The 19541-nt window shown below is 49.8% G+C and carries 10 protein-coding genes; 7 read left to right on the plus strand and 3 right to left on the minus strand.

Going from position 1 to position 19541, the window contains the following annotated elements:
• Positions 1 to 25: 25 nt before the first annotated feature.
• Together sov and ACYVEA_RS06505 are read right to left on the minus strand one after the other, a co-directional pair.
• The gene (gene sov, locus ACYVEA_RS06500; protein ID WP_461112543.1) at positions 26 to 7612 is read right to left on the minus strand and encodes a T9SS outer membrane translocon Sov/SprA; all 7587 of its coding nucleotides are present in this window, start codon (positions 7610 to 7612) and stop codon (positions 26 to 28) included.
• A 313-nt stretch (positions 7613 to 7925) separates the two neighbouring features.
• Positions 7926 to 9416, minus strand: coding sequence for a cellulose synthase family protein (locus tag ACYVEA_RS06505; RefSeq protein ID WP_461112544.1), 1491 nt, complete (start codon positions 9414 to 9416; stop codon positions 7926 to 7928).
• Between the two features lie 200 nt (positions 9417 to 9616).
• On the opposite strand from ACYVEA_RS06505, the gene ACYVEA_RS06510 reads away from it, so the two are divergent.
• The 7 genes from ACYVEA_RS06510 (at position 9617) to ppk1 (ending at position 17656) form a co-directional block, all read left to right on the plus strand.
• Positions 9617 to 10417, plus strand: coding sequence for a Rossmann-like and DUF2520 domain-containing protein (locus ACYVEA_RS06510; protein WP_461112545.1), 801 nt, complete (start codon positions 9617 to 9619; stop codon positions 10415 to 10417).
• Positions 10418 to 10696: 279 nt separating this feature from the next.
• Positions 10697 to 11149, plus strand: a complete 453-nt coding sequence (locus ACYVEA_RS06515; protein WP_461112546.1) for an RNA polymerase sigma factor — start codon at positions 10697 to 10699, stop codon at positions 11147 to 11149.
• Between the two features lie 11 nt (positions 11150 to 11160).
• Entirely contained in the window at positions 11161 to 11658 is a 498-nt protein-coding gene (locus ACYVEA_RS06520) for a hypothetical protein (RefSeq protein ID WP_461112547.1), read from the plus strand.
• 74 nt (positions 11659 to 11732) lie between these two features.
• The gene (locus ACYVEA_RS06525) at positions 11733 to 12758 is read left to right on the plus strand and encodes a WD40/YVTN/BNR-like repeat-containing protein (RefSeq protein ID WP_461112548.1); all 1026 of its coding nucleotides are present in this window, start codon (positions 11733 to 11735) and stop codon (positions 12756 to 12758) included.
• Positions 12759 to 12805: 47 nt separating this feature from the next.
• Positions 12806 to 13921 carry a glycosyltransferase family 4 protein gene (locus ACYVEA_RS06530; RefSeq protein WP_461112549.1) on the plus strand — a complete coding sequence of 372 codons (1116 nt, stop codon included), beginning with the start codon at positions 12806 to 12808 and terminating at the stop codon, positions 13919 to 13921.
• A gap of 117 nt (positions 13922 to 14038) precedes the next feature.
• The gene (locus ACYVEA_RS06535; RefSeq protein ID WP_461112550.1) at positions 14039 to 15115 is read left to right on the plus strand and encodes a M48 family metalloprotease; all 1077 of its coding nucleotides are present in this window, start codon (positions 14039 to 14041) and stop codon (positions 15113 to 15115) included.
• A gap of 417 nt (positions 15116 to 15532) precedes the next feature.
• Positions 15533 to 17656, plus strand: coding sequence for a polyphosphate kinase 1 (gene ppk1 / locus ACYVEA_RS06540; protein ID WP_461112552.1), 2124 nt, complete (start codon positions 15533 to 15535; stop codon positions 17654 to 17656).
• A gap of 2 nt (positions 17657 to 17658) precedes the next feature.
• Here ppk1 and ACYVEA_RS06545 read toward each other — a convergent pair whose 3' ends face one another.
• Positions 17659 to 19482, minus strand: a complete 1824-nt coding sequence (locus ACYVEA_RS06545; protein WP_461112553.1) for a cytochrome c peroxidase — start codon at positions 19480 to 19482, stop codon at positions 17659 to 17661.
• Positions 19483 to 19541: the final 59 nt, after the last annotated feature.

A 19541-nucleotide genomic window follows, 5' to 3' on the forward strand; every position in this document is an offset into this window, starting at 1 on the left:
TGGATTGGACTCGGTTATTCTGGCGTTACTCAGCCAGGTTGAATTTCACCTGTATACCCCCCGAAGTAGTTGCCCGTCGGAAGGAGTTCGACACGAGTGGATCGTTGAAGGTGCGGTCGAAATAGAAATTGAAATTCAACCGACGACTAACAACATAACTGACTTGAGGACGTAGCTGGAAGTTCACATTTCCGGCCGTAATGATCTGCTCAGCATCTAATTTGCGCTGAATGGCGCGGGTGTCGCGGAAGGTAACATTACAGGAGAACGTCAGGTCATTTTTCAGCTTTTTGTAGGCGCCATTGATCCGGAACGGAATGCGGAAATTCTGTTTCGTAAACCCTACAGAAGCGGTCAGATCTTTGTTGCTCAACTCGGCGACTTGTGAGTTAGACAGACTCAGCGCTACGTCGCGACTCTGATTATACTCAAGTCGGCCAGTAACCCGGCTCTTGGTCTGAAACTGCACTCCAATCAACGGAGCAAACTTCTCTGACATGGTGATGGTGCTCATCGCAAACACCGGCACAAATTGCCCCTGCTGGTTGATGGACGTTGCCAGTGGAGCATTCTGGACGGATAAGTTGACGTAAGCCGCTCCGTAATCCAGGTTAGATATAAAGTTACCGACGCTATAGGTTGACGAATAGCTGTGGTTGATCGTAAACGCACTGAATTTTTTCCGAATGAACCCTAATCCCGACAGGCCATTATAGGCTACCTGCCAGTTCGGCAAGGGAAAATTGTAGAACGGCGACAGTTGTGCTTTCTCAATAGGCTGACCGCTATAGGCGGCAAAGAAAGCGGGTATTAATACATCCTGCGAGGTTATATCATACTTACCTGTCTTTTCGGCGTTGGCGGCTGTCAACTTATCAACAAAGTATTTCCGGTAGGATTCAAAACGATCGAAAATAGGAGACGTATTGTCACCTCGCAAGCCAATAAAGGCGGTGCGGAACGACCAGAATGACATGCTAAACTGCCCGTTACGTACCGGCGAGAACGTCTCAAACGGCCCGCCCTGTGAGCCCGGCCGGTAGTATTCCTGATACGCATCTGTACGGTCCAGGCGCCAGTTTATCTGCATCCGAAAATCCTTAAACGGTTCCAGTGTCGTACTAGCCGTAAACTTCTTCGTAATGTTCTGCTGGAAAGCGGTATTGAGTACCGTACTCGGCGAAAGCCAGCCTTTATCGGCGGCTTTATAAACTATGTTATGGTCCTGACTACCCAGCACGAAGCCCAGACCCGGCGCGTTGTTGCGGTCCAAACCAAAGAATCGTGGCGTTGGCAGAAAGCCCGGCAAAATCGTAGACTCCTGAATGACGTAGGAGAAATTGATCCCGCGCACCGTCAATAAGGCCCTCGTAAAGTTCTTGAGCACTTTGCTCTCTCCCTGCACAATGTCTTCGATGTCTCCCGGATTCCGGGCAAAGTTTTTACGTACCGGCGATGGCGTGTTGACAAAGCGTAGGTAGCGAATTTTATTATACAACCGAATCAGATCCACCCGACCGGTTATACCTCGTTCTCGGCTGTTGCGCAGAATATTACCGAATGGTACGCCAAGCGTATCGGCAATGCCAAACGAATTGGCCTGAAACTGATAGCCTACGCCATAGATGGCATCCGCCGACATCCAGTCGAGCAATGGAATCTTGTCCAGCGGTAACCGATACGTAGCCCGAATATCCTGCACGAAGTTTTTCATTCGGCCAAGTTGCTTAATGCTGTTGATAATCGAGTCGCGTTTCGCCTTCGTATTAATATCACCGGCTGGTTCGTCGATGATGGCATTCGCCTGCGCATGGTACGTCAGTACCAGGTTCCGCGTCAGATTCCAGGTCAGGTCATAATACCGGTTGAACAGAAAATACTTCTCGAATTGTGGCACAATCCCATTGGTCGTCAAATCCGACGAGCGAAGCTGGGTTTTGATAAAGCTCCGGTCCATATCGCTGCGAATCGACACTAAGGATGGCAGCAACGTTATGTTGAAATCCTTGAGCCAGCGCAGATAGGGCGCTTCGAACGACGCTACGTTCTTGAAGGGTTCAAACGGTTTCGGTTGTGCCGCGTACGTGTACGTAATGCCTCCTCTATTCTGCCGTTGTAGGTACTCCTGGGTCAGAATGTTGGTGTGTTTCGTATCGTTGAAGGCATACGTAAACGCAAAATTTTCAATATCCCAGAAGTGCGATTTGGCATTCGGGTTGGTTTTTACTTTCCTAACATTCGAGAAATTGTAGCCCCGGCGCATGGTGTTGTCCTGAACCAGTCGGCGATAACTATCCCGTTCAGCTTCCGATTTGGTCGACAGTGAGGTCTCCAGCGGGGTATCGGGGTCGAGTGGGTCAAAATGAGGGTCTATGTTTCGGTGATCGAAGTTGACATAAAGCGGAATACGCAATCCCCAGGTAGCGGGCAGAAATTTATCCACTGAAATAGCCGACGAAAAGCCAAACTCCGAGGTTGTTGACAGGGCTCGTTCTCCAATGCGCGTCTGAACGCCCCCGAACCCGAACGTAGTAACCCGACCCGACGCGGTTACCGTAGCGAGATCAGCCAATTTCACACTCACCGATCCAACGGCGGCCATTCCCGCATGCTGATCGTAGCCATTAGCCCGCAGTTCATCGACCCAGATTGTAAAGGACTTGGGCCGCTCACCGTCGCCAGCCATCTTCGGATTACGCACCCCAATCATGATGGACTGTACCGAACTTAAGTCCGGGTTGCCCACGACCGTAAGTCGATAACGACCACTGGCCGACATTTCCGAAAAGGCCAGCGACGTTTGGCGCGTCAATTGGCGATTGCGATCGGCTTTAAGGTTAATCAGTTCTTCTAAGGCTATATCCAGATCATTTCCGCCCGGTAGCCCGCCAGAGGTAGGCCAGACCGCAGCAGCGTCCGAGGTACCCGGAGGGGTCGCAATCAGGTTCGGAATTTCGATTTCGTAGTAATTGTTCGTATAATCCGTGCCAAGCCGGACAAAAGCAGATACCTGTCCACTCTCGTTATCGGGGTTGTGCATGTGCACAAACATTTTGAGCCGCTCCCGGAATAACAGATTAAAGTTGGTATTTCGGAACGCCCCACGCGAATCGCCATCACGCAGGTTCGTTACGCTCATCCGCATCGACTGCTCGTTCAGTTGCACCGTAGTAACCTGGGTATAATCGCGGTCACGAACATAACCCGGCGGCACGGAGTAGATGTATTTGTCATTCCCCGCCACGGTGGCTGCCGTACTGCTGTTTTCTTCGACGTTAACTGTTGAGACGGTGAAATTAGCATCGTACGGTTCGGGGACTTCCTGTAAGCCAGACTGCGTAAGGTCACCTGTGTACTTACGGTACTGGTTCGCTTCCATCTGCAACTCCGCGAAACGTAGTACTACTGGTTCGGCAAAATTGGTCAGGTACATCCGCATGAATCGAATGGATTTGAAGCCACTGATGCTACCCACTTTACGCGCTGGTTCACGCACCGGAATCCGGAACTGATACCAAGTCACTACGCCACCCGGTGCCCCTTCCGATGGAACGGTTACCTTGTCAACAATGTATTTCTGACCAACTTCGAGTTTCCCCGGCTGCAGGTCAATTTCATACTCATAATAGGCTTCGTTGTCATTGATGGTGTTGTCGATATTCAAATCCTCAATGTCAGGCAGCGTTGAGGATGCCGGCGTCAGGTACTGGTTCGTCGTCGTGTTTTCAGGCGAGTTATTCTCCATCCCCATAAACTTCTTGTACCGCGCGACTACGTATTTCTGTTGGTCCGCTTCTTCACCAAGATAAAATTGGAAGTCATCCCCAGAGGGGTCTCTCCGAATCTCGGCCAGTGCGTTAGGATCGGTAACTCTTGTTTGAATGGCCGCCAGGTAATTTTTGAAGAAGTCCTGCTCCGACGTAACACCTGTCGGAATATTCGGCTGGCTACTCAGTCCGTCCAGGCCAATATCCTGCCGTTCCCGGGAGCCGCTCTGGAAGGCATTCGTCACAAATTGCTGCGTGGGCGCTTTCCCCCAATTTGTTGTCTCAACTCCACCAATCCGGGGATTATTGACTTCGTCACTAAGCGGAAAGCCGTTTTCAAACTCGTAACGGCTGTCTTTCATAACATCTTCCGAAATATCGCCCAGGTTAAAAAGTAACTTACCACCTGTTGTATTATTGGTCTGCTGACTGGCATCCGGACCGGCACGAACTTTCCCGGCCTCACCCTGCACAAACGGGTCCATAAGCCAGAACGTTACGTTCTCGATGTTGGCATTGTCGAAATCGTTATCGGAAGAAATAGCCCGCGTTACAGCCCCGAAATTACCTCTTGGATTCGTCAGTAGACCGGCTGCTGTCAGGTTTGTATTGTAATTATACATCCCCCGTTCGCTGGGGAAATAGGCTACGTCCAGGATGGTTTCGGGCAATTGGACGGGCCGTGCCGAACGGCCGGGAAACAAGTCCTGAGGCAGAAAATAGCGTTCGTATACGTGTTTCCTCGCATCGTCGGGATCGACAGTCGACACAGCGCCCAGCGAACCAGCTGCGTAGAGACTCGGGTCGACGGAGTAAACCGATATGCGGGCACGGTTGTAGGCAAACGGCAATGGATCAGAAAACGAGCCCTGAGGGAACTGCTGGGGTGTGGTGCCCAGCCGCCACCGTATTGGCTGACGTGTGAGGTCAAAAATCGTCCGAGCGGCTTCGAAATCATCCAGGAAACTTTCATTGTTAGCACGTGGATTCGTGCCAGGAAACAACTGAGCAACCTCGCCCGTAGCCTGTAGAGTCGATAGTTCTTTGGTCTGAACAACAGGCAATTTATCCAGAAGGCGGGTCAGACCAGGCACATCTTTGCGAATGGTGGCATTCAACCCTAAAATGGTGTTGTTGACTGGTTCATTCCCAAGCGCCACCCGAGTCAGGAAACCAGCGGGGGTTTCCTTCATGTGCATGGCCGTCAAACCAATGCTTATGTCACGGTTAACGGCATAGTCTAAGCGAGTACCGATAAGCGTCCGAATCTGGTTTTGAAACAAGTCCGGCTGTTCGTAGCCGATACGAATTTCGCGGCCCGAATTACTTACACTCGCGTTTGTGATACGTAGCCTTCCCGTCTGGGCATCAAACACGTAGTCCTGGCCAGCCATCAAGGCCACACCACCCGCCGTCACCGTAACAGATTGCTCATTGACTCCATACGGCAGTTGTACCTCGGCCCCGTTGCTCGACTGGAACGAACCCCTCAGGAAAAATTTGTTTTTATCGGCAATCTGTGCGGCATCCGTTTGAGTGCCACTGTATAGCTGTCTAAATACGTATTTCGCTTTAAGATTATCCTCATCAGGATCGAATTGCTTTTCCAGATACGACCCAAACGGCTCCAGCGTCGGGAAAATAATTTTTCCATATCGGCTATCGATGGTATAATTCTCGACGTAGTCGAAATTGCCATCGGGCTGGGCGTCCAACTGCTGATTGAGCCGGTCCATGCCAAACAGTTGCACCAGCGGTCGGTTCTGCGTTCTCCGGCCTTCCTGAAGGTTAGGGTTATCGATACCCGTTACGTCATCTTTATAAATAAGCCGCAACTGGAATCCCTGCCGGGTAATTTGCGATGTATTGAGCGAATAAATGTTCTTCATCATCAGGTTCCACATCGGTAACTGAAGGTTGTTGCGCAACGTAGCTGATTTCAGCAGCTTCATCACCAACACCTCGTCATCTTTGCGAGCCTGATAATCTTCGGTCAGTTCACCCACTTTATGCTTTTGGCCCTGGTACGTATATTCATAAGAAACAGCCAGAATTTCGTCGTTACGCAGGGGGGTCACGAGTGAAATATACCCTAGATCGGCCTGGAGTTTAAACTCGGCTTCGGTCAGGCGTTTGGCCGTGCGTAGCAGGTCATAATCAGTGCTTTTCGCTAACCCGTAGGTAGACGTCAATACATCGTTTGTGCGGTCCACCTGACGGAGCGGATTCGCCGAATTGGCCGTTAGTTTGCTGTAAAGCCCATTGGCCGCGTTGTCGGTGGGGGTCAGGTTACTACGTGAAAATGGCAGCAGGTTGGGGTTTGTCTGACTATAGGGATTGCCTTCGCCTATGTCCTGAAACCCAACGATGTTGCGCAGGGCCGTGGTAGTATTCGTTCGGTTCGTAACGTAGACTTCAATACGCGTTACGTTGATACCCGACGTCACCTGCGGCAATGTCTTCAGTGAAGATTCATAGCGGGATCGGAAAAACTGCGACAGGAAGAAGTGCCGGTTTTCGTCATACTGATCAGCCCGAATTTCAAAAACCCGATTCGACGTCCCCCCCTGCAGGACGATCTCACTTTTCCGTGAACGCTGCTGCGATGCAACCAACGTAGCATTGAGTCGGCCAAAACGTAATTGGGTTTTAATACCAAATAGATTTTGTACACCCGGAATCAACTGACTATTAACAGCCCAGTTAATATTACCCACTTCAAGTCCCTGCAGAATACTTTCATTCTGAGGGGTAAAACCGCCGGGTGTTGTCAGGCTACTGGAACCCGGCAACGTCGGCGCATTAGGCAAACCCGGCATGCTGGGCAACCCCTGTCCTGACCCGAAAGCAGGTAAACCTCCACCAGGCTTGTAATTGAGTTTCAGGGCATTCTCGAAATTGAAGCTGGCTTTGGTATCGAAGTTGGCCAGAATGCCTAATTTCTCTCCGATCTTACCATTGAAGTTAATATTGATCTGCTCATTGAACAGGAAATTGCCATTCCGACGCTGCCGGACCGGCAATACGGGATTGTCAATAAATTGATAGAGGTACCCAAAGTCGAGCGTTACGAAACCATTGGGTTTGAAATCCACATTACTACCCCCGAAGAGTCGATCAATAACCGGTGGCAGTTCGAGTTTGGGAATCAGCCCGCGTCCGCTCAAGGCACTTTGTCCATCGCGTCTAGCACTGTATTCACGCCAGAGCGTATTCTCAACGCGCTGATTCTGTAACTGGTTATAAGTTGAAAAGGGAATGGTCTCAGCGGGTCGATACGGCAATCCAAATTGAGAGGGCGGCAATGCCAATCCCGGTACAGACTGGCCCGCCACGGCAGTTCCCGACGTAAGCGTACCAGCGCCCGGACTCGTGGTCCCTCCTACCCGTTCGGCTACACCAATGCTACCATCGGGACTAAGCTGAAATTCCGTTGCGATCCCTTTTGGATCGCGCAGGATAAACGGTGACTTGGACGGTCGTTCCGAAAAACGCGTCGCTCGCCGGTCAGCCCAGTTAACGGTGGCCCGGCGATTGGCACTACGTAGTGCTCTGATGCTATCAGTGCGATTTTGAAGCGCCTGTTTAGCGGAGTCGGCCCGCGCAACCGCTCGACGGCGAGCCTGGGCTCGCGCAGAGTCAGTAGCGGCCTGTTGCTGTCGACGGCTGGGAGCCGCTCGGCGGGCGGGCGCTGGTGCGGGCTGGTCTTGCCCGAAACTTGTGCCCATCCCCAAAAGCAACCATACCCCCAGGATTAACCACCCATTCGGAGCGAACAGGAGCCGGCTAACAGTGGGAATAAAGTGGTTGACAATAGGATTGTGAACAAAGTAGGGGTTCACCATTGAGGGTACTTTCAGGTTCAGTATAAGTAGCGTACGGTACGTCCTTCTATCAAACGGCCAAAATCGGGCCAATCGTCTAATCCAATGATAGATTTTTTTATTCGGTAGTCTTTAAGCTTATCAAGCCCTTTTTGACTAAAATGAAGCGTAAAAGTACGAATATAAGACAATGTTCTACCAATAATGTCACCTTATGTTAATGCACAAGGGGCTAAAGTCCAGCGCGAGTGTCCATCTATAAGACACGGCACCGAGCTTTAGCCCCTTGTGCATTACTTTTTATCCTACTTAGTAAATTCTATACCCTTGTCGCTCAGGCCCGAATTATTCCCGGTCGACGACCGGCCTGAACGATTGAATAGATGAATACCATCCCGAAGCCAACCATGAGCATGATGTGTAAAAAGAACATACGAAAATCATGGATATAAACAGCCAGGATCAAGCCCCCTAAAAAATAGATAGACAAAAATCCTTCTACTACCGTCAGCCAGTTCACCTGACGACTTACATATACATTCCCATCCCATTGGTCGGCAGATGTGGTGACGTTGAATTTGGGCGTTCGCACAAATGGAGTCTTTCGGCCCACATATCCTTCTATTACGGCAATAGTATTATGCAACGACAAGCCCATCATCAAAGATGAATACATCGGAAAATACCACACCAGTTTGGTTTTAGTCGTTGGCTTCAGGAACCAAAGAGGAATACCGTAGAAGGTAATAAGAATCAGTAAATTGAATTGAAACAGATTAATGACATAGAAGACCCACTCCCATTCCGGATGATGGCTCCGAATGTAAATCAACGGTACGCTCATGACGCCCAGAATCAGCACTAGAATAAACGTAGCACTGCTGAACAGGTGAAAAAACGCGTGCAGTTTCATCGTGAAGGATACCCCCGGCGTTCGAAGCACTTTACCGAATAACTTTCGGGCGCACTCGGCCGCGCCCTTCATCCAGCGGTATTGCTGCGATTTCAGCGCATTCATCGCAACAGGTAATTCGGCGGGTGAGCCAATATCTTCGCGGTAAACGAATTTCCAGCCCCGCAGTTGAGCCCGGTAGCTCAAATCCAGGTCTTCTGTCAACGTATCACTCTGCCAACCACCCGCATCGGCAATAGCCACTTTACGCCAAACGCCCCCTGTGCCGTTGAAATTGGCCAGAAACCCGGCGGCATTACGTCCGCTTTGCTCGATGGTGAAGTGAGCATTCAGCCCGAAGGCCTGTAGCTGGGTCATCAGCGAAAAGTCTTCGTTCAGGTGTTCCCAGCGTGTCTGGACGATACCCACTTTAGGATCAGCAAAGTTCGGTATCGTCTTAATAAGGAATTCCGGATCAGGCACAAAGTCAGCATCGAAGATGGCAATGAACTCGCCTTTGGCAAACTCAAGGCCATAGGCAAGAGCCCCGGCTTTGAAACCCGTCCGAACTGGTCGGCGGACGTGCTCAATATCGAAGCCCTGCTGCTTGTATTCGTTTACTTTCTGGGCAATTAACCCAACCGTTTCGTCTGTCGAGTCATCCAGGAGCTGAATATCGAGCTTATCTTTTGGGTATTCCAGCCGTACTATGGCGTCGATTAATCGTTCAACAACATACAGTTCATTGTAGATGGGTAATTGTACCGTTACACGAGGCAGTTTATCTGGCGACAGTATATTAGTCGAGTGAGCGGCCTTCCTTCGTTCTCGTTCCGAACGTATGTAAATGATAATGAGGCTTAACTGACCACAGTTGTAAAAAAACAACAACATCAGTGCCAGTCCGTATAAAAGCAGGACCAGAATTTCCATATTGAGGATAATAGCGTTTTATAGCGTTGAACCAAGAGTTGGAATGCCTGGCAACCGAGATAACTCTTTGAAGAAGCAAATGGTTAGTCAAGTACTTCTAATTGATGGATATAACCGAGAAATCTTATCCATTTTAGGCAGCAATACACTTAACTGCGAGGCTACGGCGCTGATTTACGGAAAATAGTCTATACTTGAGTATGGAAATTTCGTTTATCGGTGCAGGTAACCTCGCCTGGCATCTTGCCCCAGCGCTGGAAAATGCCGGTCATCATATTAATGAGGTCTATAGCCGTCAGCTTCAACATAGTCGCCAACTCGTTAGCAATCTGTTTGACGCCCACACACATTCGGACTTGAACTTTGCCGACAGCCCATCAAAATTATTTATCCTGGCCGTTTCCGACGATGCCCTCGAAAACGTTTGCTCACGGCTGGTGCTACCCGAAGACGCGATTCTCGTGCATACATCGGGTGGGCAATCACTTCAATCGCTGGCGCAGTGGATGGACATTTACAGCGATGTACCTGTCCACACGGGTGTCTTCTACGCACTTCAAACCTTCACCAAGGGGTTGTCATTCATGACGTTCGATGAAATTCCACTTTGTATTGAAGCCTCCGACAAAGAAACGGAAGAATTACTGGTTCAAATCGGCCAGAATATTAGTGACATCGTTTATCTGATCACCTCCGAAGAACGCCAGGCCTTGCACGTAGCGGCTGTGCTGGCCTGTAATTTCACCAATCACTTACTAACACTGGCCCGGGAGCTGACGATCCGGGATGATCTGGAATTCGACCTGCTCCGGCCAATTATTGCCGAGACATTTCGAAAAGGTCTAGCCGCCAGTAATCCGGCTGATGTACAGACAGGCCCGGCTCGTCGCGGTGATCTGACAACGATTGAGAACCATTTATTTTTTTTGGCTGACCAGCCGAAATTAGCCGAACTATATCAGATCATGAGCGACAGTATCCGACACTATTACGGTAAATGAAGAGGTTTTGAGTAAAAGGAAAGAATCCGACCAATTAATTTAAGTTTACTATTATAAAGAACATACTACAAAAGTTAACATATTTAGATAACTTGCATTGCTCTAGTTAGCAACGATGAGCAAAGGTTAGTAGGCCTTCCGCTTTATCCCATGCCACGGTTAGATTCAATAGTGTCAGGAACCGTGCGTGGCTTCCGGTACAAGCGCTGTAGAACGCTTGATGTTTACGGTAGTGCGCTTACCGTTAGCCCGCATTGTTTTTTTAATGAATGAAGTTGAATGGGTGCATTGAAACAAACAGATAGGAAACGGGATGCTCAGGAAGTCATGCGAAGTGCAGACCGGCTTTCGCTGTATGATCGTTATAGCGCTATAGCCTATGGAATTATTTTACAGATAATTCCAGAGCCGGAGTTAGCACAAACAGTGTTGATCGATGTATTCTCATCGCCACAGATTAATTCACTTGCTGAAGCCTCTACTCAGGCAATTGGTCCAATCATTCGATTAACCAGGGCCAAAGCACTGGAAGCAAGATCGAATTCTACAGCACTAAATCAACCGCAATCAATCCAAGTACCTGAGACGAACGTAAATACAGAAAAACTCGTTTTCAATCTGTCCTTTTATCAGGGATATACGACCGAGGAAATTGCGGATAAACTGCAACTCTCGCCAACGAACGTACTGAAAACTATCTACACGTATTTTAAGCAACTTCGTTCGTCTTAACTGAATTGACTTTGAAGAACTATCAATATTTAACAAGTGGTATTCTGGAAGCGCATCTGTTGGGATTGGCTACTGAAAAAGAACAAGAGGAATTAAAGCACCTGTTGGCCACTGATACAGATGTATTAAACCAGCTAGCCGAACTCGAAACGGAAATGGAAGACTATTTCCTGAAAAATTCTGTGCCTCCTCCGCCGGAGATACGGGAAAAAATCGAGTTACGAATCAGTGAAACAGAAATCAAAAAGTGGGAGCAGCCTGCCCGTGAAGAATTCACACAAAAATCGACCGAATCCCGCTCAAATGAGCCTCATTACGTAAATGTTGAGGTAAATAATACGCACATTCAGGTCCATAAACACTGGAAAACTGCGTTCATCGTTGTCTTTATTTTGTCAAAAGTATTTTTGATACTCGGTCTGTATTACTATTTCAAAGCCGATAGTTTGGCGCAGGAAGTTGAGCGCCTGAAAGCAGCAACTCAACAGACAGCTCCTTCGGGTCGATGACAACGCACATACTTTAAGATTATTTATCTAATTAACTATTGGCCAGCCATTTACTGACTGGCTTTTTCTTTGCCATGAACTATTTCCTCCCTTATCTATGCTGTTACCTGCTCGTATTTTTTCCGACACTTGCCCAATGGCAGCCCCAAACGGTTGGCACCGATGCCAGTTTTAGAGCCGTCAGTGCCGCTAATCCCGACGTTGTCTGGATTGGCGGGACAAAAGGTACGTTCGTTCGAACGGCAGATGGGGGGAAAACCTGGCAAACAGGCACCGTACCTGAGGCAAACGACTGTGACTTCCGGGATGTACAGGCGTTTGATGCCCAAACGGCGATCTTGATGAGCGCTGGCCCGGCCGAAAAAGGGCAGGCCCGGATTTATAAGACGACAAACGGCGGTCAGAGCTGGTCGTTACTCTATCAAACTCAACAGCAAGGCGTATTTTTTGATGGCATGGATTTTTGGGATGCCACGCATGGGATCGTATTTAGCGATCCCATTAACGGAAAATGGTTTATACTCACGACGGATGATGGGGGCAAAACATGGCAGCCTGTTTCGCCAGATGCCCTTCCAGAACTGGAAACCAACGAAGCGGCCTTTGCCGCCAGCGGCACTAGTCTGGTTGTTCAGGGGAAACGTAATGTCTGGATTGCGTCGGGTGGCGGATCGGTTGGGCGCGTATTCCATTCCAGCGACCGGGGCCGTACCTGGGCAGTTAGCCCTACAGCCCTGCCAGCTGGCGAAGCTACCGGCCTGTTTGGTATGCACTTTTTTACGGATAAAAATGGAATGGTTGTGGGCGGCAATTACAAACAGGAACAGCAACCTGGCCCGAACGCAGCCATCACCCGCGATGGTGGAAAAACCTGGCAAGTCGTTGCGCAAACAGACCCGCCCGGCCTGAAAGAAGCGGTTGCTCTGCTTCCCGGCGACCGGCTGCTTACCGTTGGTCCTTCGGGAACGAGTTTATCCGCCGATCAGGGCCAAACATGGCAGCGGCTCGATACCGAAGGCTTTCATTCAACGGCCTGTGTAAAAGGGACTTGCTATGCTGTTGGTGCAAAAGGAAAAGTAGCTATTCAGCGGTTTAAGTAACTGTGGCTAGTAAGGACAACGAGTTTATGCGTAAAATTGTGCCTGAAATGAAAATATTATACGATCATCAGGCATTCACGGCGTCGCGATTTGGAGGGGTAGCCCGGTATTTTTACAACCTGATGGTTTCACTTCGGAAAAAGGGGGTTGAGACTACACTTGCCATCCGGTTTTCTAACAACGTATACCTGCAGAACAGTCCCTGGTTCCACGTACAGTCGTTCCGGTATTTTCTGGGCTATATGCCCACCAGCATGTTGTTTTCGCAGATCAACCGGCTGTGGAGCTCGATTCAGTTGATGCGGAAAGATTACGACATATTTCATCCAACGTTTTTCCATCCTTATTTCCTGAAATTCATAGGCAATAAGCCCTTTGTCGTAACGTATCATGATGCCACCAAAGACAAATTCGGAGACAAATTCGGTCATTTAGATAACGCGTCCAAAGAATTAAAGCAGGCGCTTCTCGACCGATCAGCCCACATAATTGCCGTTTCAGAAAACACAAAAAACGACCTGATCGAAATTTTCCAGATTGAGCCGGATAAAATTACCGCGATCCACCACGCGACTAATTTTCGAAGCCTGTCGGTACCTGATACGTTTCAAATCAAGACGCCCGACTCGTATTTACTCTATGTAGGCGCACGGGGTAGTTATAAAAACTTCTTGCCGTTTCTTAAGGCTATTGCTCCACTCCTCAAAAAATATCCCCATCTGCACCTGATTTGCGGGGGCGGGGGCGACTTTAATCAGGAGGAAACCGACCTTATTGATAGTCTGGGGGCAGCCAGTCGGGTGATCTATTATTCCATTGACGATCAGATTTTATACCGTCTGTACCAACACGCACTGGCCTTCGTCTATCCATCGCTTTACGAAGGATTTGGCATTCCTATTCTGGAGGCTTTCGCAACGGGCTGCCCGGTTGTGCTGAGCAATACGTCCTGTTTTCCAGAAGTGGCGCAGGAGGCTGCTGTTTATTTCGATCCTGAGTCGGAGGCATCCATTCAGCAACAGATCGAAACGATTATACTGGATGATGCACTACGTCAATCGTTACGCCAGAAAGGTTACGTTCGGCAGGAAGCATTTTCGCCCGAAAAAGTAGTGACGCAAACCCTGGAAGTTTATCAACGTGTGCTGACTATGAGCCGTTAATGAACTACAGGCCATATTAATCGAATCTCAACAAATACATTTTTAGAAAACGCTGTAAACTACGCACCTACTTTCCTTCGTTATTCTGCCGTGTTGAACGATTAACCTGACTTGGTTATGCCTGTGAGAGCGGCTTTATCCCTACCCATTCTTTTGTTTAGTGCGGCCATCAATAGCCCTTTAGTAGCCCAACAAAGCGGGCCAATACGTCCCTTCGGCTCCAGTGCCTTTATCTGCAACTATACCGGCGGACGAGTTAGTCCCGAAGTCATCTGTTCACCCACAACTAAGTCCAACGGACACGCTGAACGGGTTGTCGACCGAATTTTAAAACCCATCGGGCTGATGCGCAACTTCAAGGTCATTGAGTGCTCCAACACCGACAATTGCTTCGCTACGGTGCTGAAGGGCCAGCGATTCATTGTTTACGATGGAGCCTTTATGGCGCAAATTGAAGAAGAAACTGAAACCGATTGGTCGGCGATCAGCATCATGGCGCACGAAATTGGGCACCATCTGCAAGGGCACACGATTGACGGACATGGGGGTCAACCGCAGAAAGAGATTGAAGCGGATAAGTTTTCGGGCTTCGTGCTACACCAGCTAGGCGCTTCGCTGGAAGAGTCAATGGTTGCAGTAAAGGCAATGGGCGACGAATACGCTACGTCGACGCACCCCGCTAAACTGGCCCGCCTGGACGCCATTCGGAAAGGCTGGCTGGAAGCCGAATCCATGTACCCGAAAAGCAGAACCAGCATTAAAACACCCGTTGCGATGGCACCCCGAGCCATCGGGCCAACGAGTGCCCCAGTAGCTGCCACACGGTCCGTGCTGGCTCCCAAAACACCTGTTCGGAAGACCGCAACCGTAGGCTGTGTTTCGGGCGATTGCGAAGACGGAACTGGTGTATTCATTTATCCAACCCGTGAACGCTACGTTGGCGAGTTCGAAGAAGGCGATAAGCACGGCGAAGGCATGGAATATTACGCTGACGGAAGACTGAAATACAAAGGGAATTTCCGCGACAATATGCGTTCTGACTACGGGGTTTACTACTACCAAAATGGAGATAAATATGCGGGCTGGTTTCAGAAAAACCTTCCCAACGGCAAAGGAACGTATTATTTCGCTGATGGGGAGCGTCTTAACGCTACGTTCAAAAACGGCGATCCCGTCGGTAAACCTCGTCTTTGATACCTCGATGGATCAAAAAAATGCATGATGCTGTCCTTGCTAAGTAAGTCTTGGCAAGGACTTTTTTTATCTGAAAAATTAAGAGATCCTGCCAACAGCCTGGCTGATGACGAAACTTGACACGATTAGATACGCCCTTAAATCACTGGCAGATAGCTTTTTACCTGATTGAGGTTAGCCCCCGGCTCACCTGATCCCACCTTTACTTCGCAACGTAGCAGGCAGGTAAATCATACGCCCGGCAAGCTAACTATGAATCGCCCAAAACATAACTTTCTACTTTATTTGTACCTAGTTATCCGGCTTGATCACGGGCATCGTGGATAAATTTAATAATTTGGTAATGAGCCAGACCTCTCCTGCCGAGTTATAAGAACACGACTAATCAAAACGATCGGGTTAGTCAAATCCCCATGCATGATGGAAGACCAAAATCAGTACGCAGACCGAGATTTGAGTTGGCTGTCGTTTAACTACCGCGTCCTGATGGAAGCGGTAGACCCAACGGTTCCTTTAGCAGACCGGGTTAAGTTTCTGGCCATTTATTCCGCCAATCTGGATGAATTCTTTCGGGTACGCGTGAGTTCGCTGCGGAGTTTGATTTCCCTGCATAAGAAAAAAATAACCAAACGACTGGGTAGCGATCCTCAGCAGACACTGACCCAGGTGCTGGCGGTGGTAGATCGGCAGCAAGAACACTATAACAGGCTCTTCCAGGAACAGTTGTTGCCACAGTTGGAGCAACACGGAATCGTTCTCTACCAGCAACAACCGCTGCTGGAAGTCCATCGGCTGGAAGTGGATCGGTTTTTTCGAAGTACGGTAATGGCCTACCTGCAACCGGTATTTATTGGCTCATGGCAGTCTACAAAAAGCAAACACCGACTCCCGTTTTTAGATAGCCATGCGCTGTATCTAGCGGTAATTCTTCGGCCTAAAGCAGACGGCTTCACCAGCCAGCGTGATCAGGTTGAAGAGTCTTTAGACGGTCATCAATTTGCCTACGTAAACATTCCGGTCGATAAACTCGCCCGGTTCGTGACTCTTTCGGTCATTGATGGCCGTCACTACTTCACGTTTTTGGATGAAGTAATCCGGTCCAATCTGTCCGTTATCTTTCCCGGTTATGAACTACTGGGCTCTTTTAGTTTCAAGCTCAACCGGTCAGAAGATATTGATATCAAAGACGAATACCGGGGTAATCTGGTCAAAAAAATTAAACGACAACTAAAAAAACGACAAACAGCCCCGCCTGTCCGGTTTCTGTACGATGGAAGTATAGACAAAGATTTACTGAATCCGTTTATCCGTCTTTTCAACGTACTGCCCGACGAACTACAGGCGGGTGGCCGATACCATAGCCTCAGTGCCTTACTGAAATTACCGTTACCCGCAGGCCCTGACATGGCTTCACCCGCCATGGTACCCCTGCTAAGGCCTGAACTGGATCAACAGGAGTCTATGCTAGCGGCTATCAACCTGAAGGACCGTATTCTGCATTTTCCTTATCAGTCCTACGAGTATGTCCTTCGCTTATTCAATGAAGCGGCCATCGATCCACTGGTGTATCAGATTGACGTAACGCTTTACCGGATTGCCGCCGATTCGCTCATCGCCAATGCCCTGATCAGTGCCGCTCACAATGGAAAGCGGGTAAGCGTGTTTGTGGAAGTCAAAGCCCGGTTTGATGAAGCCAACAATTTGCAGTGGGCCGAGCAGCTGAAAGCGGCCGGCGTCCGTATTTTCTATAGCCTGCCCGGCATCAAAGTACACGCTAAGATGGCGTTAATCAAACGACGGTCCCAGACGGCAACGGACAGGCCCACCCAATACGCTTACCTGGCTACGGGTAATTTTAATGAAGTGACGGCCGAAATTTATGCTGACCACGGGTTGATGACCAGCCATAAGCCCCTGGTACAAGAGGTGAAAAAGGTGTTTGATTACCTGGAAAAACAGAAACCCATCGGAAAATTGCGTCATCTGCTGGTGTCTCCCTTTACGCTTCAGGATCGTTACCTGGATCTTATCGATCGGGAAATCAGCTTTGCCAGACAAGGACGAGCGGCCCGACTCACGCTGAAGGTAAACGGCCTGGAAGAGTCCGTGCTGATCGACAAGCTTTACGAAGCCAGCCGAGCCGGTGTCGAAATTGAGCTGCTCGTTCGAGGAATTTGTTGTCTGGTGCCAGGTGTGCCAGGCATGAGTGAAACCATTCGGGTGATTCGTTTAGTCGATCGGTTTCTGGAACATGCCCGGGTGGCGATCTTCCATAACGATGGCCAGGAGGAAATCTATCTGGCGTCCGCCGATTGGATGACGCGCAACATCTACCACCGCGTGGAGGTGGGCTTTCCCGTTTATGATGCCGAGGTACGAACGGAAATCCGGCAACTGATTGCTTTCCAACTGGCGGATAATACCAAAGCCTGCCTGATTGACCAGCAGGCTGATAATCAACCCATTCGAAACCCGGAAGCACCTCCTGTCCGGGCGCAATACGCTAGTTACGATTGGCTAAAGCGAAGCGGGCATGAATGAATCTACAGCGCCTTCATAAACGCTACTAAGGACTTCTTTTCGGCGCTTGTGAGATGCAATGAATCGAAGGGCAACGTTTGGTTCTCCAGGCCGAATCCTAAACCATTCCCTCCTCCTTTATCATAAAAATCCACGACCTCTTCCAGTGTTCTATACACCCCATTGTGCATATACGGTGCCGTTTTCGCTACGTGCCGAACGGTTGGCGTTTTAAACGCATAGCGGTGTGGCTCCCGTTTGGTCAGGATGAATTTGCCTACGTCGGTGTCCACGTGCCGCCCAGCCGCGGTAGCGGGCGTTCCAATCACTTCGCTTTCAGTTTCCTGATAGGCGGGGGGAACGGTCCCGTTAAAAAGCGGAAAAAAGTGGCACGTAGCACACTTGGCTTTGCCCATAAACAAGTTGAATCCGAGTTTTTCGTCGGCTGTCAGCGCTACAGCCTGACCCCGCAACTGCCGATCAATTCGAGAGTCCAGGCTGGTCAATGAGCGAATGTAGCTAGCCAGGGCGTTCTTGAGGGAAGCCTCACTGACGCCTTCCGGGTAGGCTTTGGCGAAGAGAGCCTGATACTGAGGGTGCTGTTGTAAGGCCTTGACCGCCTTGGGCAACGATCCGTGCATTTCATCTTTATTTTGAATCACATCGCTGGCCTGATCTTCCAGGAACACGACCCGGGAATCGGCGAACTGAACGGCCTGCAAAGCTGCGTTGAGCAATGTTGGCGCGTTACGAGCGATTCTTCGACCAGCAAAACCTACGGCCAGGCTCGCCGACTCACCGTCCGTAAACGCGCGCGCTGGCTGGTGGCAGCTAGCGCACGTGCGCCCTGGATGACCGGATAAAATAGGATCAAAAAACAGCAACTTTCCTAACGCAGCCCGTTCTGGCGTGACTCGCTGCTGACTAAAATTGACAAAATAGCTGGGATCAAAAGCGCCGGAATCGGTCAGCGTCCGGGCTGACGGATTCAATAACCGACTCTCCGTGAATATAGGAATGTTCAATACGTTCTGTGCATCCAGCAGCAAGCCACTTAGTACATTGGCTTGCTGGGCAATGAAGCTCAGCCGGTCGAACCGGTCGAAATCAGAGGCTGAAGAAAGCGTATGCTGAGCCATATCAAACGCGCGATCGAGACGACTGGCCAGTGCTGGATTGTGTCTGGCAAGATCATAATGGCTAACCTGCCTTTGCAAGCTCTCAATGGCGCTGGCTGTCTCGGGAAGTGAATAAAAGGCTACCGGGGAGTCGAACCCAGTAATACCCAGTGTAATAAGACGAAATATTTCCAGTCGCATCGCATCAAACACATGACTGTCAGTCACCTCGTTGCCCTGCGAAATCAACCGAAGACGGTTGACGTTTGAACGCAAGACAGCCGCATGCTGCACCGCTTCTGCCTGCCGGGCCGAATCAACTACAGGAAATAGCAGCTCTTCCAGCACCTGAAACCCCTCCGGCGCATTCACGCGTAAATCGTCGTCGACTTCGGGAATGTTTGGTCCATTGAGGGCTTTGGTGGTCTCAGGACTGTAATAGGCTGACAGGAACTCGACGCGCTTGTAGGCCAGTCGAGCCCGGCGAAACGCAGCCTGCTGCAAAGGACTGGTCTGCCTGGCTACGATGGTTCGCTGTAATTGACTGACGGTGCTGTCGAGCAGGTCGACATCCCGCATGAATTGCACCTTGACGGCCTGGACGGGCGTCGGGCTGGATTGTAGCCAGAAGTATACGCCAAGACCCAACCCTACGCCTAATAAACTACCGATCAGCAGGCGAAACCAGCTTTGCTTTTTGGATGAGGTGTGGATAGAATCGGAAACCATTTCAAAAATGGAGTTAGTATAAAAAGCCTGACCGGAAACGTTTCCGGTCAGGCAGGCAA

The sequence above is a fragment of the Spirosoma jeollabukense genome, from assembly GCF_054777855.1.